The sequence below is a fragment of the Campylobacter blaseri genome, from assembly GCF_013201895.1.
In the GTDB taxonomy this organism is placed as follows: Bacteria; Campylobacterota; Campylobacteria; order Campylobacterales; family Campylobacteraceae; genus Campylobacter_B; species Campylobacter_B blaseri.
Genome location: NZ_CP053841.1, coordinates 733,569 through 759,218, shown reverse-complemented (window position 1 = coordinate 759,218; position 25,650 = coordinate 733,569). Strand labels below are relative to the sequence as shown.

General features: G+C 28.7%; 23 protein-coding genes. 7 read left to right on the top strand and 16 right to left on the bottom strand.

All coding sequences use genetic code 11. The features are described from left to right. Positions 1 to 24: 24 nt before the first annotated feature. The 6 genes from mog to CBLAS_RS03875 are packed head-to-tail and all read right to left on the bottom strand — an operon-like array spanning position 25 to position 7,596. The gene (gene mog / locus CBLAS_RS03900) at positions 25 to 564 is read right to left on the bottom strand and encodes a molybdopterin adenylyltransferase (RefSeq protein ID WP_106870370.1); all 540 of its coding nucleotides are present in this window, start codon (positions 562 to 564) and stop codon (positions 25 to 27) included. Beyond that, positions 533 to 2,263 (bottom strand): AAA family ATPase, encoded by a 1,731-nt coding sequence (locus CBLAS_RS03895; RefSeq protein ID WP_106870368.1) that lies wholly within the window; start codon positions 2,261 to 2,263, stop codon positions 533 to 535. The genes mog and CBLAS_RS03895 overlap by 32 nt, the downstream gene beginning before the upstream one ends. Beyond that, entirely contained in the window at positions 2,226 to 3,464 is a 1,239-nt protein-coding gene (gene mtaB, locus CBLAS_RS03890; RefSeq protein WP_106870366.1) for a tRNA (N(6)-L-threonylcarbamoyladenosine(37)-C(2))-methylthiotransferase MtaB, read from the bottom strand. The genes CBLAS_RS03895 and mtaB overlap by 38 nt, the downstream gene beginning before the upstream one ends. Next, positions 3,461 to 5,125 (bottom strand): mechanosensitive ion channel family protein, encoded by a 1,665-nt coding sequence (locus CBLAS_RS03885; protein ID WP_106870364.1) that lies wholly within the window; start codon positions 5,123 to 5,125, stop codon positions 3,461 to 3,463. The genes mtaB and CBLAS_RS03885 overlap by 4 nt, the downstream gene beginning before the upstream one ends. Beyond that, positions 5,122 to 6,162, bottom strand: coding sequence for a 3-dehydroquinate synthase (gene aroB, locus CBLAS_RS03880; RefSeq protein WP_106870362.1), 1,041 nt, complete (start codon positions 6,160 to 6,162; stop codon positions 5,122 to 5,124). The genes CBLAS_RS03885 and aroB overlap by 4 nt, the downstream gene beginning before the upstream one ends. Positions 6,163 to 6,174: 12 nt before the next feature. Further along, on the bottom strand, positions 6,175 to 7,596 hold the full coding sequence (locus CBLAS_RS03875; protein WP_106870360.1) for a hypothetical protein: 1,422 nt from the start codon (positions 7,594 to 7,596) through the stop codon (positions 6,175 to 6,177). Between the two features lie 35 nt (positions 7,597 to 7,631). Between CBLAS_RS03875 and tgt the strand changes: the two genes are divergently transcribed. Continuing rightward, positions 7,632 to 8,750, top strand: a complete 1,119-nt coding sequence (tgt, locus tag CBLAS_RS03870; protein WP_106870358.1) for a tRNA guanosine(34) transglycosylase Tgt — start codon at positions 7,632 to 7,634, stop codon at positions 8,748 to 8,750. Between the two features lie 186 nt (positions 8,751 to 8,936). On the opposite strand, the gene CBLAS_RS03865 is transcribed toward tgt, so the two are convergent. From CBLAS_RS03865 to CBLAS_RS03850, 4 genes are all read right to left on the bottom strand, one after another. Further along, positions 8,937 to 10,298, bottom strand: a complete 1,362-nt coding sequence (locus tag CBLAS_RS03865) for a TolC family protein (RefSeq protein WP_106870356.1) — start codon at positions 10,296 to 10,298, stop codon at positions 8,937 to 8,939. 5 nt (positions 10,299 to 10,303) lie between these two features. Beyond that, positions 10,304 to 12,232 (bottom strand): MacB family efflux pump subunit, encoded by a 1,929-nt coding sequence (locus CBLAS_RS03860; RefSeq protein WP_106870354.1) that lies wholly within the window; start codon positions 12,230 to 12,232, stop codon positions 10,304 to 10,306. A gap of 2 nt (positions 12,233 to 12,234) precedes the next feature. Then, the gene (locus CBLAS_RS03855; protein ID WP_106870352.1) at positions 12,235 to 13,419 is read right to left on the bottom strand and encodes an efflux RND transporter periplasmic adaptor subunit; all 1,185 of its coding nucleotides are present in this window, start codon (positions 13,417 to 13,419) and stop codon (positions 12,235 to 12,237) included. Between the two features lie 112 nt (positions 13,420 to 13,531). Beyond that, positions 13,532 to 14,407, bottom strand: a complete 876-nt coding sequence (locus CBLAS_RS03850; RefSeq protein ID WP_106870350.1) for a DMT family transporter — start codon at positions 14,405 to 14,407, stop codon at positions 13,532 to 13,534. A 180-nt stretch (positions 14,408 to 14,587) separates the two neighbouring features. Between CBLAS_RS03850 and glmU the strand changes: the two genes are divergently transcribed. From glmU to truA, 6 genes are read left to right on the top strand one after another with little or no spacing between them, the layout of a single operon-like run. Then, entirely contained in the window at positions 14,588 to 15,898 is a 1,311-nt protein-coding gene (gene glmU, locus CBLAS_RS03845; RefSeq protein ID WP_172658227.1) for a bifunctional UDP-N-acetylglucosamine diphosphorylase/glucosamine-1-phosphate N-acetyltransferase GlmU, read from the top strand. After that, entirely contained in the window at positions 15,885 to 17,060 is a 1,176-nt protein-coding gene (gene coaBC / locus CBLAS_RS03840) for a bifunctional phosphopantothenoylcysteine decarboxylase/phosphopantothenate--cysteine ligase CoaBC (protein WP_106870344.1), read from the top strand. Before glmU ends, coaBC begins: the two co-directional genes overlap by 14 nt. Before the next feature lie 3 nt (positions 17,061 to 17,063). Then, positions 17,064 to 17,741, top strand: coding sequence for a polyprenyl diphosphate synthase (gene uppS / locus CBLAS_RS03835; protein WP_106870342.1), 678 nt, complete (start codon positions 17,064 to 17,066; stop codon positions 17,739 to 17,741). Then, positions 17,738 to 18,490 (top strand): prepilin peptidase, encoded by a 753-nt coding sequence (locus tag CBLAS_RS03830; protein ID WP_106870340.1) that lies wholly within the window; start codon positions 17,738 to 17,740, stop codon positions 18,488 to 18,490. Before uppS ends, CBLAS_RS03830 begins: the two co-directional genes overlap by 4 nt. Beyond that, positions 18,483 to 19,511, top strand: a complete 1,029-nt coding sequence (locus tag CBLAS_RS03825) for an LptF/LptG family permease (RefSeq protein ID WP_106870338.1) — start codon at positions 18,483 to 18,485, stop codon at positions 19,509 to 19,511. Before CBLAS_RS03830 ends, CBLAS_RS03825 begins: the two co-directional genes overlap by 8 nt. After that, complete coding sequence (gene truA / locus CBLAS_RS03820; protein ID WP_106870336.1) at positions 19,511 to 20,209, top strand: tRNA pseudouridine(38-40) synthase TruA; 699 nt, start codon at positions 19,511 to 19,513, stop codon at positions 20,207 to 20,209. The genes CBLAS_RS03825 and truA overlap by 1 nt, the downstream gene beginning before the upstream one ends. On the opposite strand, the gene CBLAS_RS03815 is transcribed toward truA, so the two are convergent. The 6 genes from CBLAS_RS03815 to CBLAS_RS03790 are packed head-to-tail and all read right to left on the bottom strand — an operon-like array spanning position 20,206 to position 25,598. Beyond that, positions 20,206 to 20,925, bottom strand: a complete 720-nt coding sequence (locus CBLAS_RS03815) for a DUF4230 domain-containing protein (RefSeq protein ID WP_106870334.1) — start codon at positions 20,923 to 20,925, stop codon at positions 20,206 to 20,208. The genes truA and CBLAS_RS03815 overlap by 4 nt on opposite strands. An 8-nt stretch (positions 20,926 to 20,933) precedes the next feature. Next, on the bottom strand, positions 20,934 to 22,145 hold the full coding sequence (gene ilvA / locus CBLAS_RS03810) for a threonine ammonia-lyase (protein ID WP_106870331.1): 1,212 nt from the start codon (positions 22,143 to 22,145) through the stop codon (positions 20,934 to 20,936). Then, positions 22,138 to 22,542, bottom strand: coding sequence for a CoA-binding protein (locus tag CBLAS_RS03805; RefSeq protein ID WP_106870329.1), 405 nt, complete (start codon positions 22,540 to 22,542; stop codon positions 22,138 to 22,140). The genes ilvA and CBLAS_RS03805 overlap by 8 nt, the downstream gene beginning before the upstream one ends. Positions 22,543 to 22,559: 17 nt before the next feature. After that, positions 22,560 to 23,660, bottom strand: coding sequence for a tRNA (uridine(54)-C5)-methyltransferase TrmA (trmA, locus tag CBLAS_RS03800; RefSeq protein ID WP_106870327.1), 1,101 nt, complete (start codon positions 23,658 to 23,660; stop codon positions 22,560 to 22,562). Continuing rightward, complete coding sequence (locus tag CBLAS_RS03795) at positions 23,650 to 24,393, bottom strand: SDR family oxidoreductase (RefSeq protein WP_106870325.1); 744 nt, start codon at positions 24,391 to 24,393, stop codon at positions 23,650 to 23,652. Before CBLAS_RS03795 ends, trmA begins: the two co-directional genes overlap by 11 nt. Further along, positions 24,390 to 25,598, bottom strand: a complete 1,209-nt coding sequence (locus CBLAS_RS03790) for an ankyrin repeat domain-containing protein (protein ID WP_106870323.1) — start codon at positions 25,596 to 25,598, stop codon at positions 24,390 to 24,392. The genes CBLAS_RS03795 and CBLAS_RS03790 overlap by 4 nt, the downstream gene beginning before the upstream one ends. Between the last annotated feature and the right edge of the window lie 52 nt (positions 25,599 to 25,650).

Sequence of the window (25,650 nt, the reverse complement as noted above, 5' to 3'; positions counted from 1 at the left end):
ATCTTATAAATATCATATATTTTATTAATGTTTTGGTTTTTGTTTTGGGCGAAATACTTTCATTTTAGACTCATCTGTTTTAATATATCCACCCTCAATCAAATCGATACAATAAGGAATAGCAGGAAAAACAGGCTCTAAACACTCTTTAATTGCTTTTGGATTTCCTGGTAAATTTATAATAAAACTTTTACCGCGAATTCCTGCAGTTTGCCTTGACAAAATGGCAGTTGGAACATATTTTAAACTCTCCATTCTCATAAGCTCACCAAACCCTGGCATCATTTTTTCACAAACTTTTTCTGTAGCTTCTGGGGTAACATCTCTTAATGCAGGACCTGTTCCACCCGTAGTTACAACTAAATCGCAATTATCACTATCACACATTTTAATTAAATTCTCAACAATTAAGTCATAATCATCTGGAATAACTTTATAAAAATATTCTATTTCATTTGTTATCCACTCATTAAGTATCTCTTTAATAGCAATGCCTGATCTATCTTCATAAACCCCATCACTAGCCCTATCGCTAAGCGTTAGTATCCCTATTTTTATCTTCATTATTATCCTTTGTATATTGTTCTTCTATAATTTTTTTTATCTCTTCTGAAGTGATAACCTCAAATGCAAAAATATATTTTGAAATTTCAAAAAGCACATTTTGCATATTTTTTAAAAACTCTTTAACTTCAAGATAGTTATTGTTTACAATACTTGAAACATCTTCACTATTTGGTATAAAGCTATTTCCCATTCCATACTCATATACTATATTATGTGCTAAATTTAATGATTTTTTTAAATCAATTTTTGAGTTGCTAAACATATCTTCTTTATATACAAAAAGAGCTGCAATACCACTTAAATATACTTTTAGCCTATTTTCTAGCGTAGTTTTTGACTCTATCTCAATATCATTTTTAACAAAATCATCCTCTAATAAATTTATCTTATCAAAATCCAAACCAAACCAATAAGCACTTAAAGCTTTTGCACCTTGATATAGTGCTTGAATCTCTTTTTCAGACTCACTTAAAATTATCTCTTTTCTCTTTCCGCTGGCAACTTTAGTTTTAATTTTTTCAAAATCTTCCATTTCTAAAGTTTTGCTACCTCTTTTTAAAGCACTAATCATAGCCTCATTTACAAAAGTAGCAAGCCCTGCTCCACTAAAACCGACACTCATTCTAGATAATTTACTTAAATCAACATTATGAGATTTATTTTTTAAATATAGCTTTAAGATATTAATCCTATCTTTGTAATTTGGCAAAGATATAAAAACTCTTCTATCAAACCTACCAGGTCTTAAAAGTGCATCATCTATCATTTCTATCTTATTTGTTGCACCCATAACAATTACGCCATTGCTATCTTCAAAACCATCCATTTCTGTAAGTAGTTGGTTTAAAGTTGCTTCTCTCTCATCATTTCTATTTCCACCTCTGCTTTTGCCAATAGCATCAATCTCATCTATAAATACAATAGAAGGTGCATTTGATTTTGCATGTGCAAAAAGTTCTCTTACTTTTTGTGCTCCAACTCCAACAAACATTTGGGCAAAATTTGCTCCACTTTCATAGTAAAATGGAACTCCTGCCTCTCCTGCAACTGCTTTTGCTATAAGTGTTTTGCCAACTCCTGGGGGTCCTGACATTAAAACACCTTTAGGCAAAACAATTCCAAAATCTTTATATTTTTCTGGATTTTTTAAAAAATCCACTATTTCTAAAAGCTCACTTTTTACCTCATCAATGCCTGCTACATCACTGAATTTGTAATCAGAAATAGCAGATACAAACTCATTAGATTTTTGTATATTTGTTGTAAAGTTTCGCTGAGTGTTAAATTCGTTTTTAAAATTTTTTACTTCACTTAAATTTTTTCTAAAATATCTATCTACTAATATAATTAAAACCAAAACTATAAAACATAAAACTATAAATTCAGCCCAAAAAGGCATATTATCTTGCTTTGAAATTTTGGTAATTTTGTATAACTCTTTTAGATTAACCGCCTCTTTAAGTATTATGTATTCTCTGCCATTAAATTTCAAATATACCTTATCATCTTTTATTCTTGCACTCTCTATTGAGTTGCTATTTAAAAGCTTTTCATAATTTTCATAATTTATATAAACAGGTCCATTTCTTAAATATACAAAAGAAAGTAGTCCAATTAATATGGCTAAAAATATAAGTATTATATTTAATTTATTAATTTTAAATTTCTGCAAAATTTCCTGAAAGTTTAATTTCATAATCTCCAACCTTTACATATCTATTTCTCAAGTCTTCTTCGCTTTTTATAAATACTTTATTGTAAAATTGATCAAACCCAGTATAGTAATCATCTTGTATTTGTTCAACCAATATCTCTAATTCATTATAATGTTTTTTTCTAAATTCTAAATTATTTAATTTAACTATATTTGTTATCATTTTTAGTCTATCTTTTGCCACTTTTCCATTAACATCTAATTTCATTTTAGCAGAAGGGGTATTGTCTCTTTTAGAATATATAAAAGCATGAATGTGAGTAAGTGGAAATTTTTTAAAATTTTCTAGTGCTTCAGCCCATATTTCTTCACTTTCTCCTGGATGTCCAACTATAAAATCAGTCCCTAAAGCAAAGCCTTTTTTACTTAATTCATTAAAAAGCTCTATATCTTTAAATGCCCTATTTCTTCTACGCATTATATTTAACATTTTTTGTGATGTGTGTTGCAAGGCTATATGAAGATGTTTCTCAAGCCAATCCTCATCTAAAATTTCTTTAAACTCATCATCTATCTGCGATGGCTCTAAACTTCCAAGCCTAATTCTTTTAATTCCTCTTATGCCACCTAATTTTTTAAGCAAACTTGCAATGCTAGAGTTTGTATCTTTTCCATAACTTCCTATATTTGTACCTGTTAAAACTAGCTCACTAAAACCATTTTCAACTAATTTTTTTGCCTCATCGATAATTTTAAGTTCATCTAAACTTCTTGAATTTCCCCTTACATATGGGATAATACAATATGAACATCTAAAATCACAACCTTCTTGAATTTTAATAAAGGCTTTAGTATGATTTTCATAATTTGTTACTATATTTTTATCTTTTGAGTTTAAATTTCCAATGTCAATGAATTTATCTGTTTTAGATATAAAATCATCAATTTTTTCTTTATTTGACATTCCAAATACGCCAAAAACCTTATCTTGTTTTAAAAGCTCTTCTCCTTTACTAATAGCTCCACATCCTGTCAAAAGAACTTTCTTGCCTTCTCTTTTAACTCTATTTATATAGCTTCTAACATCGCTATCAGCACCATTTGTAACAGTGCATGAATTTATTATTATAATATCAGCTTCGCTCTCATCATTGCAAATTTCATTTTCTTTTAAATTTTGTTTTATAAGTTCGCTATCATATATATTTGTTCTACACCCAAAGGTTTTTATATATACTTTCAAGAGTTCTCTTCCTTGATTTGAGTTTTTTCTTCGTTTTTAATCTCTTGTGTCTCTAAAGTTTGATTTATATTACTATTTTTATCTCTTAGATATAGTGTTTGTGTTGGGTAAGCGATGGTTATATCATCTTCATTTCTTATAGCGTCTAAAATTTCACCAGATATATTACTTCTAAGATTTAAAGACGCATATGAGTTTGTCATATACCAAACACTAATCTTTATACCATAAGGTTCAAAAAATTGAAAAATTCGTGGCTCCATACTTGAGTTTTTAATACTGTATTGTCTTCTTAGTTTATTCATACTTTTTTTAGCCATCTCGGTATATCCTTTAGAGTATTTTCTAGCGATATTTTGTATAAGGTGAGTTGCCTTTTGATGGTTGCTATCAAATGTTAAAAGTATGTCAATTCCATCCCAAACTGTTTTCATACCATAGTGAGTATAATTTGCAATTAACTCTGTAAAAATATAGTTATTTGGAATGAAAATAATCCTACCTGCACGCCTTGATTCTGTATAAGTAGTATATGTAACATCTTCATATATTGTCATTCTAAGAATTGAGATATCTATTATATCTCCAACATAAAGCTCACCACTTAATTTCTTAACTCTAATTCTATCACCTACATGAAAACTTCCTCCAACAGTTATAACAAGCCATCCAAGCATAGACATAAACATATCTTTCATAGCAATGGCAATACCGGCTGAAGCAAACCCAAGAACTGTTACAAAATATGTAACATTTTCTATATATGCTAAAAATACAATTATTATTATAAGAGTTACATTTAAAAAGTTTATAACCTTATTTGTGGTGTAAATTCTATCATCATCTTTTATAGATTTTTTAGCTATATATTTAAACAAAATTGACAACAAAATAACAAATATAATTAGCGCTATAATATTTATAGCTCTTTTAATCTGCTCTGTTATATCTAGCCTTATGCTATTTATCCTCTCATCAATCCTTTTTGAATATACATCAAATGTTGTTTTTCCTATCTCTTGAACCGATAAAAACTCATTCATTTTTAAATTTAATGTCTCTATTTTATTTTTTAAATCCTCATTATCAGGATCATCTGAAAGTAGTAAATTTAATAAATTTTTCTTCTCTTCAAATTTGGCTATAAGCATAGATAGGCTATTTAGATTATTTCTATATTCACTTTTTTGATTAAGTAAATTTTTAATATCTGAAATTCCAGAGAGTATCTCTATTGGATTTGCAATTCTCTCTTGTTCTCCTAAATTTTTAACTTCTAAAATTTTTGTAAAAGGGGCAGCTGAATAGTCTTTTAAAAGATCTATTTGCTCAGAGATAGTTTTAAGTTTTTTATCTAAATTTGATTTTTTTTCTTCATTTTTTTCTCTTCTATACGCTGCTCTTGTATCATCATACTCTTTTTTTAAATTATTATACTTTTGGTGATTGCTATATTGTATAAGCCAGATATTATCTTTAACACTGCTCTCTAGAGCCTTTAGCTTATTTTCTGCCTCAACTATCTCAGGTGGAATAGTTTTTTTCTTATCAACAACTAGAGTTGTCTTATTTAACTCTTCATTAATATCACTCTTGTTTACATCCATTGCATTTAAACAAGAGGCAAACAAAACTATAAAGCTTAAAAAAAACACTCTCATGCAAACTCACTTAAAACAGAGATAACCATATCTCTATCAATATCATCTTTTATTATAAAATTACCAATGGAATTTGGCAATATAAATTTTACTTTAGAATTTGAACTTTTTTTATCTAGAAAAAATGATTCATAAAAAAGCTCTTTATCTTTAATTTTATAGTACACAGGTAGATTAAATTTAATTAAAATATCCTTAATTCTCTTATACTCTTCTTCTTTAAGATATCCTAATTTAAGCGCTAGCAAATTTGCCATATTCATACCTATAGAAACAGCTTCCCCATGTAAAAACTTAAGATATTTCGTCTCATTTTCTATAACATGTGCAAAGGTATGACCGTAGTTTAAAACAGATCTTATACCACTTTCTTTCTCATCTTTACTTACAATATCTGCTTTTAATTCTACACATTTTTTTATGACAAATGCCAATTCTTCTTTTTTATGAAGATTATGATTTGCAAAATATTGAAAAAAATTTCTATCAAACATAATAGCCATTTTTATAGCCTCTGCAACACCTGCACTAAATTCCCTGTTTGGCAAAGTTTGTAAATATTTACTTTCACAATAAACAGCTTTTGGCTGATAAAAAGAGCCTATTAAGTTTTTTCCAAATTTGGTATTAATTCCTGTTTTTCCACCCACACTTGCATCAACTTGTGCTAGTAGAGTTGTTGGTATATTAATAAAACTTATACCTCTTTGATATATACTTGCTGCAAATCCTGTTAAATCACTAACAACACCACCACCAAAAGAAATAAGTGTTGATTTTCTATCTAATTTTGCTATAAAAAGTTGTTCTAAGATATAATTTAATGTCTCAAAACTCTTATATTCTTCACCATCTGGAATTGAAATGATATGTAAATTTTTAGATTTTATTTTAGGTAAAATATCTTTAAGCCATAAACCGCCAACTCTTTGGTTTGTAACTATTGCAACACTAGAATCAAACTCAAGCTCTTTTAACTCATCAATATAGACAAAGTAGTCTTTGCTAGGATCTTTAAAGCTTATATCAATTTTCATAAATTAACCTTTTTAAATTTCATAAAAACTAGGAACAAAAAGCTGATAATTTTTATCAAGCCTAAAATACAACTCATCCATATTTCTTGAAAGATGTGAAGCAAAACTATTTTTTAAAACTTTTTCATTAAAAGGTAAAAATTGTATGAAATTATCCTCTTTTTGAAGGGTGTAGATTGGATTTTCTTTGCCATCATCTATGACATGAAGCTCTTCATCAAAAAGTTCTGCAAGGTTTTCATAGTAATTTACTATCTCTTCGCTTGCATTAACACCTTGATCATAGTAGTATAAATGCACATTTATATTGAGCTGAGAACATAAATCAAAAACAACACTTGATTCTTGAGTATTATTTTTACTAGAAACCAAAACGACTCCCTTTGTAAGCTTATCCAAATTACCCTCTCCCAAGGTAAGAACAGGAATTTTTAAATTGTGCAATCTCTCTTTATTTGAGTTAAAAAAGCTATTATTTGTTACAAAAACTCCAATTTTGTATTTTTCAACATCATCTTTAAGCATACTTGGTTTAGATCTTTTAAAATCAATAATAACTTCAATATCCTCTTCTTCATTTATCTTTTTTAAATTCTCTAATGTTTCATTTAATGTAGGGTTTATAACTCTTATATATATTTTTTGACTACTTATTGCTTTGTTTAAAAATCTAATGTTCTTAATTGCATTTTCAAACTCATCGTATTTCATAACCGCCATATCAACAAAAAAGTAGATATTGCTTCCAAAAGGTGATGGAAATCTACCTACAACCTTTTTAATAGATCTAAATACATTCCTTAAAACAGGTGGCTCTCCAACAAGCAATAAAGAATCATTAGGAAATATAACTGTTGAGTATTTTGTTACTATTATCTCATTGTGTCTATATAGTATTGGAATTTTAAAATCAGATTGTAAAATCATACCAATTTTTTTATAAGCAAATGGACTTCCTATTGGAACTTTAACCTCCATAATTTCACCTTTTCCAACACCTATATTATCGGCTAATGCTGGATTATCTGGTAAAAAACTTATAAGCCTTGATGAGACAACTGATAAAACATCCATAACTTTTAAGTTTTCATCTTTATCAATTTTATTAATCACACCCCACTCATCAAGCATAAATATCTCTTGTTCTTTATCAATTTTTCTTAAATTTTTGTATGTGTGGATAGCATCAAACTCATTATCCAAAACTATCATAAAACTATCAAATTTGCCACTAGCAACGCCTTTTAATCTCTCAAAGCTAGTTGGGTCAAATCTGTGAATTTGCATATTCTCATTTTCTTCTATTTTATCATTTATCGTTTTTGCTTTATTTGTTATAATTTTATATTTATGATTTATATTTTTTAGACTTGATACTCTTTCTAAGAATCTTTTTGCTACAATTCCATCACAAACAATTAAAATATTTTTCATTTTTACTCCAAAATTAAAAGGATATTATACAAAAAATGTTATTTAAAATAGATAAAAAAGACAAAAATGCTAGAGCTTGCACCATAAAAACAGCTCATTCAACCATACAAACACCAATTTTTATGCCAGTTGGTACAGTTGGCGCTGTAAAAAGTTTAGATGCTATTGATATGATAGAAATTTTAGACGCAAAAATCATCTTAGCAAACACTTACCATATGTATCTAAGACCAAGTTCAAAGATAGTTAAAGAATTTGGCGGACTTCACGGCTTTACTAAATTTGATAGAAGTTTTTTAACTGATAGTGGTGGTTTTCAAGCTTTTTCATTAAGCAAAATTTCAAAACCAGATGAAAATGGAATCAAATTTGCTTCGCATATTGATGGCTCAAAGCACTATTTTACACCAACTTCTGTGCTTGATACACAATATGACTTTGGTAGTGATATTATGATGGTTTTAGATGATTTGATAGCTTTACCAGCTGAGAAAAAAAGAGTTGAACTTAGTTTACAAAGAACTATAAAATGGGCAAAAGAATCAATTGAGTATCATAAATTTATGCAAAACAAAGGGGTTGGAATCAATCAAAACATCTTTGGAATTATTCAAGGTGGAACTGATTATGAAGCTAGAAAAGAGTGTGCAAAAGCACTTTGTGAGATGGACTTTGATGGGCTTGCTATAGGTGGGCTTAGCGTTGGCGAGAGCAATGAGATGATGTATGACACAGTTGAAGGAGTTATGCCTTTTATTGATGAAAATAGACCAAGATACTTAATGGGTGTTGGAACGCCCGAGGATTTGGTTGAAAATATAGAGCGTGGTGTTGATATGTTTGATTGTGTTATGCCAACAAGAAATGCAAGAAATGGAACACTTTTTACAAGTTTTGGGAAACTAAATATCAAAAATGCAAAATATATTCATGATGATGATCCAATAGATAAAGAGTGTGATTGTTATACTTGCAAGAACTACTCAAGAGGTTATCTAAATCATCTATTTAAAGCAAAAGAACTTACATTTTTTAGACTTGCAAGTTTGCATAACTTGCATTACTATTTAAATTTGGTAAAAAAAGCAAGAGAGGCGATACTTGCTAGTAATTTTGATGAGTTTAAAAAAGAGTTTTATTCAAAAAGAACCTAATTTTATCTTTGATTTATTGCATTTTAAGGTTAAATTTCAACTTTCGTTCACATGGGCTTTTACTAACTATGCTTATCTCAAAAGCCCTAAATTTAGGGCTTTTAGTTTATCTATTCACATATAAGTGCGATTTAATGGGTATCTCATTCACATTGTGAATAAGATGTGTAAAGTTTTATGTATTTTTTAAAGCTGTCTATTTTCATATTTGCCTGATAGCGTTTTATATATGGCAATTTCATTATTTATAAGCATATATTTTTGCTCTAAGATGCTAATTTTAGAATTAATATAGCTATTTTTAGACTCTATATAGTCTTTAAGTTCATATTTTCCATTTATATATCTTTTATGGTATAAATTTGAAAGTTTATAGTTATTTTTAGCTATATTTTCACTATTTTTAAGTTCGTTTGTAATTACTTTATGCTCAGAATTTAATCTATCAAGTTCATTTGTAATCTCTAATAGTTTTTTTTGATAATTTACAACTCTTTTTTCAAATTCCAACTCGTCTACTTTTAGCTGACCTTTTAATCTTTTATAGTTTAAAAATGGTAGATTAATCCTCAAATTTGCACTTAAATCAATAAGATCAAAACTATGCTTTATATCGTCCTCGTTTGAGCTTAGAGTAGATCCAATAGTTATGCTTGGATAAAAGGCCTTTTTGCTAGTTAGATAGTTGTAAAAAGATGAATTTATTGACGCGATTAGAGCATTTAAATCCGGTCTATATGTTAGTGCATAATATGGAATTTCTAAATCCACGCCCACTAAATTTACATCTTCAAGTAAAATATTTGGTATATTTAAATTTTCATCCTTGCCCATAAAAAGAAGATTTTTTAAAAACTCTTGATTTGACAATCTATCTTTTTGATAGCTTAGTATTTTACTTTCTAGAGATAAAATTGCCTTTTTAGCTTCAAGCGGCGAGTCTAAACTAGCTTTTCCATTTTTAAATTTCAAATTAGCAAGATTATAAAGCTTTTTGTAATTGTTTAAATTTTCATTTAAAAGCCTTAAAGAGCTATTTAAAAACAGCTCTTTAAAATATGCACTTACAACTGAGTTCATTATACTAAGCTCTAAACTATCTTTATCAAATTTAGTTGCTATAGTTTGCCATTTTAAAGCACTAATACTATCTTCAATTTTTCTAAAAAGATCTATTTCGTAACTAGCGCTTAAATTAGCTCCATATCTATCTTGCCAACTTGAGTTATTTGTATTTAAATTTCTTGAAGTGTCTATTTGATAGTTTGCTATAAAAGTTGGAAATTTATCAGCTTCAATAATACCAACTCTAGCATATGCTTGCATAGTATTTAAGCTTGCTATTAACATATCTTGATTTTTACTTAGTGCTCTATCCACTAAAGAGTTTAAGTAGTTTTGATGATATAGTTTATACCACTCTTTTTTTACTTCATAGCTTTGATTTACATCTTCAAATTTATAGATAACCTCGTAATTATCAATGCCACTTTTTGGAGCACATCCTACTAAAAATATTGTTAAAATTGCTAAAATATAAATTCTCATTACTATTACTCCTGCAAAAGTGCCTCTATAGGATTTAATTTACTTGCATTTTTGGCTGGGATGTAACCAAAAGCAACCCCTATAAAAGTTGATGTTAATATAGCTATAATTGCCGGTGTTACGTTAAATATCATATAAAAATCGCTACTTAGCTGGTTAAAAATATACCCAAAACTATAAGCAAAAATAAGACCTAAAATACCACCTATTATACAAAGGACTATGGATTCTATTAAAAATTGCTGCATTATATCGCTTTGTTTTGCTCCTATTGCCATTTTTATACCTATCTCTTTTGTTCTTTCAGTTACACTGACAAGCATTATATTCATAACACCAATTCCACCAACTAAAAGCGATATAAAGGCTATTGAGGAGATTAAAATTCTCATAGTTCCCATAGTACTTTCAACAGTTTGTCTAATTGTATCTGAGTTTCTAGTAAAAAAGTCTTTTCTTCCATGTTTTTGCGTTAAAATATTGACAAGTGCATCTTCTGCGAGTTGAGGATCCACATCATCTTTAACTTTTACTGTTATACTTTGAACACTTCTATCTCCGGTTATTTTATTAATCACTGTACTAAAAGGAGAATAAAGTCTTAAAACACCAGAACCACCAAAAGCACCATCATCTTTTTTTGTAATTCCAATTATTTTTAATGGTTTTTTATTGAAAAATACAACCTTCCCAATTGGATCAATATCTTTAAAAAACTCATCATTTGTGGCATCATCTATTATAACCACTGAGTTTGAGGAGTCTATATCGTATTTGGTAAAGTCTCTTCCTGATTCTATCTCTATCCCATTAATACTTAAAGAGTATTCACTTCCTCCCCTTAAAGATGCATTTAGGTTTTTGTTTCCATATGTAAGAGTTCCAGAAGTTGAAGTATTTGGAGTAGAATAGTCCAGATATGATTGCCTTCCAAGAAACAAAGAATCATCCATATTTAGCGTATTTACCCTATTTGCCCTCATATCACCAAAACTTTTTCCTGGGTAGATATTTATAGTATTTGTACCAATTGCCCTAATTGATGATAGTATTTTTTCTTGCGAACCCTCGCCTAATGCAACAACACAGATAACAGATGAAATTCCTATAATAATTCCAAGCATTGTAAGTAAAGATCTAAGCTTGTGTGCAAGTATTGAGCTAATTGACATCTTAAAAGATTGAACTGATTTATTTATTAAATCAACAAATAGTCTATTTTTGGTTCTAATCTGCTCTTTTTGGCTATATTGTTCATCTTTCTTAGTCTCATCGCTTAAAATTTTACCATCTTTTATCTCAATTATTCTGTTTGCATAGTTTGCAATATTTTTATCATGAGTTACAAGAACAATGGTATGCCCTTTTTTATGAAGATCTCCTATAATCTCCATAACCATCTCTCCACTTTTACTATCTAATGCTCCAGTTGGCTCATCAGCTAGTATTATCTCTCCGCCATTCATTAAAGCTCTTGCTATACTAACTCTTTGTTGCTGTCCGCCACTTAACTTGTTTGGCATACTAGGAGCTTTATCTTTCATACCAAGGCTATCTAAAAGCTCATAAGCGCGTCTTTCTCTTTCATCTTTTTCCAAACCACCATAAATAGCAGGTAAAACAACATTATCAAGAGAGCTTAAAGATGTAATTAGGTTGTATTTTTGAAAGACAAAGCCAAATTTATCTTTTCTTAACTTTGCTTTTTGATTGCTATTAAAAGAGCTAATATCTTTGCCATCTATTATGTATTTACCGCTAGTTTGGGTATCAAGACAGCCAATTATATTCATAAGAGTTGATTTACCAGATCCTGATTGTCCAATAATAGCTATAAACTCACCTTTTTTAATCTCTAAATTTATATCTTTAAGGACATGGATATCATTATCGCCAAATACAAATTTCTTATTAATATTTTCGAGTTTTAACACTTCTACATCCTAGTTGCTCTACGTGGTGGTCCCATTTGTCCTTTGAATTCTTTTTTGCCACTTTTGGTACTTGATATAATATCATCATCTACATCAATGCCTTCGAGTATCTCTTGATAAAAACCATCAGATATACCAAGTTTTACACTTTTTTCAACTATCTTACTACCTTTTAAAACTTTGACATAAGAACTATTATCTTTTTTGAATATAAGATTTTTAGGTATATAGATAGTATCTTTTGATTCTTCTATGATAATGCTATTTTCCACAGTCATGCCTATTTTTAAAAAATTATCGTGGTTGTCTACTAAAACTTTTCCATAGTAGTAAACTGCACTATTTGAGCTTTGAGATGCTGAAAGTTTTGATAAAGACCCATCACTTAAAGTAGTCATAGCTGGATCAATACTATCAATATACCCTGTCATCTTTTTATTAGGTTCAGCCAAAATGGAGTATCTTACCTTCATACCTGTTTGTACTTTTGGCAAATCCCCTTCTGCTATCTCCATATTAATCTCAAGTTTTGTTAAATCTGCAATTTGCACTATGACAGGAGTGCTTTGGTTGGCATTAACAGTTTGCCCCTCTTTTACAAGAACAGAAACTATAGTTCCATCAAGAGGCGCTACTATCTTTGTATAACCTAAATTTGTCTTTGCTGTATCTAAATTTATCATATTTTGATCAATTTGAGCTTTAATCTGCTCTACTTTAGCCATATTGAAAGCTATTTCATTTTCTGCATTTTCTAAACTCTCTTTTGAAGTTGCATTTGAACGGTATAGCTTTTTCTCTCTATCATATTTTGTCTTTGCAATTTTTAAAGCAACAGATGTTGCATTTAAATCCGCCATATAAATTCTATGTTGAGCGTTTAATTTAGCTATCTCATTTGCCTGCTTAACAGAGTCAATATCTGCTATTGTATCGCCTTTTTTAACTGTATCACCAAGAGAGACATAAAGCTTTTGAATTTGACCGCCAACTTGTGCACCAACATCAACTAAATCTCTTGCTAAAACTTCTCCAGTTGCCGCAACAGAGTTTAAAAGATCGCCACTAGATGGTTTTACTGTGAAATAGTCTACCTTTTCATCTTCTTTTAGAAATTTAATATATCCAAAGTAGCCAATTCCAATTAAAACTATAAAAAATATAAGGTACTTTATAATTTTTTTCATATTTACTCTTTTATATTTATATATTCATATTGGATTGTAATATATAATCTTAAAGTAAATGTTAATTTTATTTCAATAAGATATTTAAATTGATAAATTTAACAAATATAAATCAACTTAATACCTCTGTTTCATTTTTAGAATAGTATTTTATTATTCGTTTATGTATAATCAAAGATAGATATATAATAGCACCACCTAAAATAAGCTTAACCATATCAGTATCTTTGCCCCAAAATAGTAAATTTACTACTATAGCAGCTGGAACTAAGGCATTATTCATAATGGCTAAAACCCCACTATCAACCTCACAAGCTCCTTTATTCCAAAGAAAATAACAAAGCCCACTAGCTACAACACCAAGCCATACTATAATGAGTATTTGAGTTAAACTTAAAGCTATTTTTGAACCATCTCCAAAAAATAAAAAAACAAAACTGCAAACAATGCTTGCACCTACAAAAAAGTAACCAAAAACATCTCTTTGCTCTACTAAGTTATATTTTTCGAATTTAAATTTATATAGACTTTGTCCTATTGCAAAGCAAATATTTGCACCTTGAATTAGCAAAAATCCTTTTAAGAAATTTTCATTTATACCATTATATTTTATTATAAAAGCTCCAAAAATAGCTATTGAAACGCTTATTAAATATAGTGCTCTAAATCTTTTTTCCAAAAAATCATAAAAAATTGTTATATAAAATGGAGTAAAAATAGTAAAAAGAGCCAACTCTGGAACACTTAAATATTTAAATGATGAATAATAAAAAATATACATAAAACCTATCTGTACACCTCCTATTAGACAAGCCATACCTGCTAATTTATAATCTATATTTTTAAATTTCATAAAAGGCAAAAAACATATTAAAGCCAAAACCACCCTTAAAAGAGCAGCATAAGAGCTATCCACGCCTTTTAAATAAACGCCAATTAGACTAAAGCTAAATGCCCAAATAATAGTTACAAATATAAGCTTATTCACATATAATCCTTCTAATAAAAAATAATTATACTATTTTTGATTTTAAATATTACTACGATTTAGACCAAAATTTTAAAAATCAGCACTAAAATAACAAAATGAGTACCGATATTTGATCTTTGAAATATTATTTTTATTATAATTTTGGTAAAATTAACATAAAATCTTAAATTTAGGAATATTATGAATAATACATCAATTATAATATTAGCAGCTGGGTTTGGAACTAGGATGAAATCTAGTAAAGCAAAAGTTCTTTTTGAAATTTGCGGTGAACCTATGATAATCCATATCTTAAAAAAAGCATATGAAATTAGTGATGATGTTAGTGTTGTGCTAAATCACCAATTTGATGAAATTAAAGATGTTATACTTAGCAAATTTAAAAATACTAAAATCTACAAACAAGATATTAAAAATTACCCAGGAACTGCTGGAGCGCTAAAAGATATCAAATTTAATAAAGAAAAAACTCTTATTCTTTGTGGAGATATGCCACTTATAAAGATAGATGAACTTAAAAAATTGATTTTAACAAATGCAGATATAACACTTAGTGTTTTTGAGGCAAAAGATCCAACAGGCTATGGAAGAGTTATAAATATAAATGGCGAGATACAAAAAATAGTTGAAGAAAAAGATGCAACAGAAGAAGAAAAACTAGTAAGATCTTCAAATGCAGGTTGCTACTGCTTTAAGAGTGAGGTTTTAAAACAAATTTTGCCTAAAATTTCAAATAAAAACACACAAAATGAATACTACTTAACAGATAGCATTAAAATAGCTAAAAATATGAATTTATCTTGCTTAGCTATAGAAGTTAATGAAGATAATTTTATGGGCATAAATGACAAATTTGCACTTAGCAAGGCTGAGGAGATTATGCAAGATGAGATTAAAGAAGCACTGATGAAGCAAGGCGTTTTAATGAGACTTCCAAAAACTATCTATATAGATAGCAGAGCTAAATTTGAAGGCGAATGTGCGATTGAAGAAAATGCAAGCATTATAGGCGATAGCTATATAAAAAATAGTATTATTAAAAGTTCAACCATAATTGAATATAGTTATATAGAAAACTCTGACATAGGTCCTTTGGCACACATTAGACCTAAATGTGAGATAAAAGATACACACATTGGAAATTTTGTAGAACTTAAAAATGCAAAAGTCAATGGAATTAAGGCTGGGCATCTTAGCTATCTTGGAGATTGTGAAATCCAAAGCGGAACTAATGTGGGGTGTGGGACAATTACTTGTAACTATGATGGCAAAAATAAATATAAAACAATTATAGGCAAAAATGTTTTTATTGGAAGTGACACTCAGTTTGTTGCTCCTGTGGTTATTGAAGATGATGTAATTATAGGTGCAGGCTCTACTATAACAAAAGATGTTAAAAAAGGAAGCTTAGCAATAAGTAGAGCAAAGCAGATAAATAAAGATGAATTTTATTATAAATTTTTTAAGGATGAAAATGTTAACAAATAAAAAAATACTATTAGCGGTTTGTGGAAGCATAAGCTTTTACAAGGCTTATGAAATCCTATCTAGTCTAAAAAAATTAAATGCTGATGTATATGTTATGCTTAGTGATGGTGCTTTAAAATTTGCAAGCATAGATAGTTTTAGAGCATTATGTGACCATGAGATTTTATGTTCAAGTACTGAAGACTTTCAAAAAGGAATTAGCCACATTGGTTATTCCAAGGTAGATTTAGTAGTGGTTGCACCTGCTACTGTAAATACTATAAATAAACTTGCAAATGGAATTTGTGATGATGTTTTTATGCAGACACTGATTGCAGCATCTAATGTTCCTTTTATAATAGCACCTGCTGCAAATAATAGAATGCTTGAACACTTTAGTGTACAAAATTCACTTAAAACCTTAAAAAGACACGGAACAACTATCGTTGATCCGGTAAAAAAACTACTTGCTTGTGGAGATTTTGGCAAAGGCGGTTTAGCAGAAGTTGACAATATCATAATGGCTATAAAAAAAGAGTTTTTAAAAGATAGCTTTTATGTAGATAAAACTGTTATAGTAACAGGTGGTGCTACTATGGAAAAAATCGACGATGTTAGAGCTCTTACAAATTTATCAAGCGGAAAAATGTCTAAAGCCCTAGCTGATGCTTTTTATTTTTTAGGAGCAAATGTCATATATATAAGTAGTATTGAATTTGAAGTTCCATATAAACTAATCAAATTTACCTCATCTTTTGGCCTAAAAACAGCTATAGAAAACCAAAGATTAAAAAAAGATGATATTTTAGTTATGGCTGCTGCTGTAAGTGATTTTATACCAAATAAAATAAAAGGTAAAATAACAAAAGATGATGTTAAAGATATATTGACACTTAAATTTAAAAAGAATGAAGATATATTAACAAGCATAAATATGAATAATATTAAAAAAATAGGCTTCAAGCTTGAAATTTCAAAAACAGAAGCTTTGGAAAAAGCTCAAATGATGCTTATTAAAAAGAATGTGGATGCGGTTTGTCTTAATGTTTTAGACGATTTTGTTAAATTTGGTAGTGATAATACAAAAATTACATTTGTTACAAAATCTGGAAATATAGAAATACCTCAAGGTCCTAAAGTTGATGTAGCATTTGAAATAGCAGAATACATAAAAAGCTTATAGCAGATGAACAAGCTAAACCACTTAGCCATAATAATGGATGGAAATGGAAGATGGGCTAAGCAAAAAGGAATGCTAAGGGCATTTGGACATGAAAAAGGAGCCAATGTAGTTGAGAGAGTTTGTAGAGTTTGTATCCAAAACAATATACCAAATTTAACACTATATGCATTTAGCACCGAAAACTGGTCAAGACCTAAAAACGAAGTTAATTTTTTAATCAATCTATTTAAAAAATTTCTAAAAGAAAAAGAGGCTATCATCTTAAAAGAGAATATAAAATTTAAAGCTATTGGAGATATTGATATCTTTGATGATGAATTAAAAGAGAAAATTTTAAATTTAGAAAATTTATCAAAAAACAACTCAAAATTAAACTTAGCATTAGCTGTAAATTATGGCTCTAAAAATGAGATAGTTAGGGCTTGTAGAGCATTGCTTAAAGAAAATCAAGATATTAACGAAGAAAATATAAATTTACACTTAGATACATACGATATGGGTGATGTTGATTTGCTTATTAGAACAGGTGGAGAACAAAGACTTTCTAATTTTTTACTATGGCAAGCAAGCTACGCAGAGTTATATTTTACAAAAACTCTGTGGCCTGATTTTGATAGTGTAGAACTACAAAATATAATGGATAATTATAAAAAAATTAAAAGAAAATTTGGTGGATTATGATTGTTTTGGCATTATTTTATTTTATTACTGGTATCTGTATAGGCTCATTTAGTAATGTTTTGATATATAGATTACCAAAAGATGAGAGTATAAATTTTCCAGCCTCGAATTGTCAAAGTTGTCACACAGCTCTAAAGTGGTATCACAATATACCTATTTTTTCTTGGCTTTTTTTAGGTGGAAAATGTGCTTTTTGTAAAGATAAAATAAGTATTCAATACCCTTTAGTAGAACTTGCTGGTGGGATTTTAATGCTCATTGTATTTTATAAAGAAAATCCCGAACTTGACTATGTTGCACTATTTAAAACATTAATGGTTGGCATTTTATTTATAGTTTTACTAGCTCTTAGTATGATTGATTTTAGATATAAAGGTGCACCTGATCTGCTTTTAAATACTGGGGTTATTTTGTCTTTATTGTATTCTTTTAGTTTAGATGGTATTAAAAATGCCCTTATATTTGCTACTATTTTTTGGATTTTAAGATTTATATTAAGTAAGATTAAAAAACAAGAAGCAATGGGGCTTGCTGATATATATATATTTGGAATTATAGGTGCAGTTTTAGATCTTAAGCTCGGTTTTATGGCTATTTTCTTAGGTGCGATTTTAACTCTACCTGCATATGCAATAATAAGAAAAAAAGATTATGAACTCCCATTTATACCCTTTTTATCTGCTGGGTTATTTATAATATATATATTTAATACTTATGCCTTAGAAATATTAGGTTGGCTTTATGGGTAGAATCAATAGATATCTATTTTCAAATTTCATAGGTAACTTTGCTTCTCTTTTTAGCACTCTTTTTTTAATAATGTCAATTGTATTTTTTATACAAATTGCAAGAATAACATCATATATACAAATTGATATTTTTGAACTGTTTAAATTATACCTTTTTATGCTACCAAGAATACTAGTTTTTACAACCCCTATAGCTTTTTTTGTCTCACTAGCTATGGCTTTTTTTAGATTATCTAAAGATAATGAAGTAACAGTTTTATTTACCTTTGGATACTCACCTAAAAAAATAGGCAATTTTTTTATGCAAACATCACTCATTATGTCTATTTTACTACTTTTTATATCGATTGTGATGATGCCAATAGCTGAAAATTTAAAAGATAATTTTATAGACTACAAAAAAACTCAAGCAACACTAAATATAAAAGCTAGTGAATTTGGACAAAGTTTTGGGGATTGGCTTATATTTATAGAAAGCGAAAATAAAAATAAAAATGGAAATATATATGAAAACTTAATAATGTATTCTCCAAAAAAAGGACAAGATAAAGAAAGAGTTATACTAGCTAAAGAGGGTAAATTTAGAAGCATTGACTCTGTTTTTGAGATGATTTTAAAAGATGGAAAAATTTATACGATAGATGATACATATCACATCACAACATTTAATACCATGACAATGAGATCACGCTCTTCTGATAAAATTTCAGATGCCCAAAGTATTTTTAACTACTGGGATGAGATGAGAGTTAATAAAAAGAGAAAAAAGGACTTTACTATATATGTTTTAGTTTCACTTTTTCCTTTAGCTACGGTGCTATTTGCACTATCTTTTGGCATAATAACCTATAGATATGAAAATGGCTTTATATATGCAAATATATTTGGTGTTTTATTTAGTTACTTTGCAGGTATAATGTTACTTGCAAATACTCCGATGATTGCAATTCCTCTTATTTTTATCTCTTGTTTTGTGCTCTCTTTTTTATGGTTTAAAAAGAAGATACTAAATAAATACTAATGAATTTAAAAATAATATACTCATATGATGGTTCAAAATTTCATGGTTCACAAAGACAACCAGATAAAAAAAGTGTTGAAAATATTTTACAAAATTCCTTTAATAGTATTGGAATATATGAAAATCTAATCTCAAGCTCAAGAACAGACAAGGGCGTGCATGCCCTAAATCAAGTAAGCACTATAATTTGCCCTAATTTTTGGGATCTTAATAAATTAGTTAAGGTTTTAAATAAAAATTGTCATCCTCATATACACATAAAAAATATATCAATTATGAAAAATGATTTTCATCCAAGATATGATGCGAAATTTAGAAGCTATAGATATATAATAAACCATCAAAATTACAATCCATTTTTGTCAAATTACTGCTATTTTTATAAAGAGTTAGATTTGAAGCTTTTAAATAGAGCTTTGAGTAAATTTATAGGAAAATATGATTTTGTAAATTTTATGAAAACAGGAAGTGACAATAAGACAACCATTAGAAATATATATAAATCCTATGCATATAAATATAATAATTATACAATTATAAAATTTAAAGCAGATGGTTTTTTAAGGGCACAGGTTAGATTAATGATAGCAAATGCGATAAAGGAAATAGAAACAGAAGAAAGCTTTACAATAAAAAAAGCAATTACGAGAAATCCAGCACCACCAAATGGGTTGTATTTAGAAAGAATATTCTATTAAGATATCATTTTTTGTTTTAAAAAATTATCTATCTCTATTTTACTATTTTTAAGATCAATCTTATTAATATTTTTATCAACAAATTCAAAACTCAATTTTTCAATTCCAAAATTTGAAGATATAGCTTCTAGTGTATCTCTTGCTGATTTATGAATTTTTTCCTCCAAATCATTAATTATCTTAATTGACATATTTTTTACCTCTTCTTTAGCTTCGTCAATTATGCGGTTTTTATCCGCTTCATCAAATCTACTTCCAAAAATTCCATTTAGCGAATCAGGAAGTAAAAAAGGTAAAAATTTAGCATTTTTCTCGTCATAAATTTTCATATCTTTAATATTATAATTATATTTACAAGGCGGCATTGTTATCTTATAACTGCCATCTTCTTGTTTTTTTATACTAAATTCTTCACTGTTTAAATCATAGATAAAATTTATCTCAAACTCGAAAATAACAGCTATTTGTCTTTTTGTCATCGACCATCCAAGTAATGTATCCCAAAAGCCCTCCATTGGACTATCTTTTTTTGTAACAATTTCTTTGCTGTAGATTTTAAAAACATTTAGCTCGCCAATGCTTTTAATCTTAGTTATCTCAGTAGAAATTTGTGATTTACTACCGCTTTTTTTACCTTTTAGCTTTTTGTTTTGTTTAAACAAAACAAATACCAAAAACAAAAGCACTATTAAGATTATAAAAAGTAAAGTTTCCATATCTTTCCTTAAAAAATTTGAGTAAATCTATACCCGCTTTCACTTAATGTTTTTATAACATTTTTTTGATGCTCTTCGCCCTTAGTCTCAAGTGTTATAGTTATAGCAGCATCACCATAATCAAGATTTGTAGAAAACCTATCGTAGTCTATTTTTACAATATTTGCATTTGATTTTTTAAGTGCGTCTGTTAGTCCCATTAAAGCGCCCGGTTTATCTATCAATGTTACATTTATAGTCATTTTTCTAAAAGTTTTTATAAGACCTTTTTCAATAATGATATTTAACATCTGAACATCTATATTTCCACCGCTTAAAATTATGCCTATTTTTTTATCTTTTATATTTTTTAGTTTACCACTCATAAGCGCAGCAACCCCAGCAGCACCAGCACCTTCTACTACAATTTTTTGCTCTTCAAGTAGAAACAAAACAGCACTTGCTATCTCTTCATCATCAACTTGAACAAATTCATCAACAGTATCTAAAATATGTTTTAGAGTTATAGGGCTAGCATCTCTAACTGAAATTCCATCCGCTATGGTTTTTACATAGTTTGAGTTTACAGGTTTTTTAGCTTTAAAACTTTCATACATAGCAGGTGCACCTTTTGAAGATACAGCTATGATTTTTATATCTGGATTTATCTGCTTTGCACAGCTTGCAACACCACTTATCATACCTCCACCACCAACAGGTATAATCAAGCAATCTAAATCCTCAACATCTTCAAACATCTCAAGAGCTATAGTTCCTTGCCCTGCTTGAACATATTCATTATCAAATGGGTGAACAAATGTCAAATTATTCTCTTTTGCATATTCTAAAGCATAAGAGTAAGCTTCATCAAAATTATCACCTTTTAAAATGACCTCAGCTCCAAGGTTTTTCGTGCCACTTACTTTTAAAAGCGGAGTAGCTTCAGGCATAACTATAACAGCTCTTATACAAAACTCTCTTGCACTAATTGCAACGCCTTGTGCATGGTTTCCAGCACTTGCTGCAATAACTCCATGAGATTTTTGTTCATCGCTTAAATGTGATATCATATTATAAGCACCACGAATTTTATATGCGCCTGTTCTTTGTAAGTTTTCACTTTTTAAATAAACTTCTGTCTTAAATCTTTTACTTAATTTTGTGCTTATTACAAATGGAGTTTTTTCAACAAATCCATTTATAGTTCTTTTGGCCTGCATTATAGACTTTAAATCAACCATTAACTTCCTTTTTTACTTTTAAATGTTCCATCATTATACATTTATCTTCTATAAAATTTATGCCATTTTCAAGGGCTTTTTGCTTTGCAATCTCATTTTTTATACCAAGTTGCAACCAAAGAGTTTTAGCATTTTTAGCAATTACCTCTTCTACTAAAATCTCTGCAAACTCTCCTTTTCTAAACATAACAACTATATCAATATCATCATTTATCTCACTTAAATTCCTATATACTTTTTTACCTAAAATGGTATCGAATTTAGGATAAATTGGATAGATGCTATATCCACACTCTTGCAAATATTTTGCCACTTTATTGCTAGCTTTGCTTTCATCAGGACTAAGTCCAACAATAGCTATATTTTTAGAATTACTTAAAATTTTATCTATAAGCATTAATTATACCTTATTTTCTATAATTTTTTTAAAATAACACCGCATTCCATATGATTTGTGTGTGGAAATTGGTCAAAAATAGCAAACTTTATAACTTTATGAGTTTTAGTTAAAATTTGTAAATTTTCAAATAAAGTATCTGGATTGCACGATACATAAATTATATTTTCATAATTTTTTATGAACTTGGTTACGCTTTCATCAAGCCCTGCTCTTGGTGGATCAACTAAAATATGAGAAAAATTATATTCACTCAAATTTATATCTTTTAATCTATTAAATTCCTGCCCACTAAAAGCCTTAATAATCTCTTCACTTGACATCCTAATAAAACTTATATTTTTAACACTATTTTTTTCACAATTTTCTTTAGCATTTTTAATAGCATTCTTACTAATCTCACTTGCTAAAACATTTTCAAACTTAAAACTAAGTGGAATTGTGAAATTTCCATAGCCACAATACATCTCAAAAAGATCTTTTGTATCTTGCAAGCTTGATAAAACCCAAGATATTATCTTTTCATTTACTGATCTATTTGGCTGAATAAAAGCATTGCTTTCAAATTGATAAAAATACTTCTTACCATTAATTTGCAAAGTTTCATTTAAAATTTCACTTCCAAAAACAAGTTTTTTACCACGAGAGCGTGCTATCAAATTTATATTTAGTTTTTCTTTTAAATTTTGAAGCTCGTTTTTAATTTGATTAATATCTCTATGATAAAGCAAAATAGCTAAAATATCACTATTTGTAGTGTTAAACTCAACGCCGAAAACCTTAAATTTAAGTAGATCATTATTTTTTAATTCATTTAAAAGCTTAGGCATTAAATTTGCTATTTTACTATCAACCTTTGAACAACTATCAATTTTGAGATATCTTTGTTTTATGCCATTCATAGTATAAAACAGATCTTTACCCTCATGATACAACCCAAACTCAGCCCTTATCCTATAAGCACTTTGTTGTGATGTAAAAAGCTCAAATTCCCCACTGTAAAACTCTTTAAATTTGTCCTTTATAATCTCTTTTTTATACTCTATCTGTTCATTATATGGCATATCCAAAGTGCAACTTCCGCACTCGCCTACATATTTACAATGCTTATCTTTCAAAAGCAAATCCTGCCCATGTTTGAGTTGTAGCCATAACTTCAAGCGAGTTTATGTTTACATGTTGTGGAAGTTTTGAGCATTCAAGAATTATTTTAGCAATATCATCTGCTACTAAATATTTTGTTCCATCATAAACTGACTCTGCTTTCTCTTCATCACCTTTAAACCTAACTAAACTAAATTCTGTTTTAGCAATCCCTGGCTCAATATTTGTAACTCTAATCCCGGTTCCAACTAAGTCATTTCTAAGATTAAAACTAAATTGTCTCACAAAAGCTTTTGTAGCACCATAAACATTTCCGCCTGGATATGGCCAATTACCCGCTATCGAGCCTATATTAAATATATATCCATTTTTACTAATTAACGGCAAGGTTGCCTTTGTTGTATACAGTAAACCTTTAATATTTGTATCAACCATAGTTTCAAAGTCTTCTATCTTAGCATCTTGAACTTTGTCTTGTCCAAGTGCAAGCCCTGCATTATTTACTAAAATTTCAATATTCTTAAACTCATCTGGCAAATTCTGAACAGCTTTAAAAACGGCTTCTTTATCTCTAATATCTAAGCAAATTTCATGAACCTTAGTAGAGCTTAACTCTTTTTTTAAACTTTTGAGTTTTTCTTCCCTTCTTCCTAAGATAATTAAATTATAATCCTCTTTTGCAAACATCCTAGCGATACCTTCTCCAAAACCAGAAGTTGCTCCTGTTATAAAAATTGTCTTTTTCATAAATGTTCTCCAAATAGTATATTTTCTTTAAGCCCTATATTATGTAGATATGTAAGAATTGATTTATCATCATTCATAATGGCAAAATCTGCCGCATTAAAACCCAAATCATCAACATCATCTATCCTAGCACCAAGCTCGATAAGTTTTTTTACAATTTCTAAATTTGAATATTTTGCTGCATGCATAAGAAGAGATTTTGAAGTATGTGCCAAACCACAAAGCCCAAAAGGAGTGTAATCTCCTATAGTTGAAACAATGCCCATTTTTTCATTATTTGAAATAATTTTTGAATTTACATTAGCCCCATTATCTATCAAAAAATTGACTAGTTCTATATTGTTAAGCTCTACGGCATCAAATAAAGGTGTTTTTCCAAACGAATTTTTATAATTTATATTAGCTCCTTTGTTTATTAAATAAGTAACCATATTTAAATCATTTAATGCAAAAAACAAAGCACTCTCATATCCACTATTTATATTTGCCCCCCATTTTAACAACACATCTACAAATTCCTTATCTCTTTTCATTAAAATCGCTGTTTTTAAAGCACTATCTAATTCCAAATTTGAAGGATGATTTTCATAAAGATAACCAAGAAGTAAATTTATATCAAAGGTGTTATTAATTATATTTTTATCTAAATCACTAATTAGTATATTTCCTTTATGGCTCCCTACTGCGACATTTAAGTACTCATTGGCAAGTCTATTTGCAAAGTATATAGCACTTCCCTCATCATATCCAAAAGCATATTCATAGTAATCTACAAGCATTGGAACAGCTACTTGATATAGAGAGTTAAATTCTGCAAATTTATTGTAGTTATAAAGGCTTTTTATAGACCAAATTTTAAAATAATCTCTATTTTTATTGGTTATTTCATCTGCCGTTTCTGCGTCAGGAAGATCTTTTTTGTATATCTCTGGTGCCAATAGTGCTTTTAATATTTTAAATTGAAATTTTTTCTGATATACTATAGCATAACTACCATCACAATCTATATTAACACCTCTTATTTGCAAAGATACATCTTTTAAGTTTTTTAAAGTATTCATTATCTGTGTACATTTTAAATTTTTATCTACTTTTTTATAGTTATTCTCTTCACCAAAAAAAGAGCTTACATTATCTTTTATATCATCACATACATTAGAAAATAAAAATGTAAAAGATACCAAAAAAACCATTATAAATTTCATAAAACACTCCACTGTAAAATAGTCAAATCTATGGCTGAATTTGACTATTATA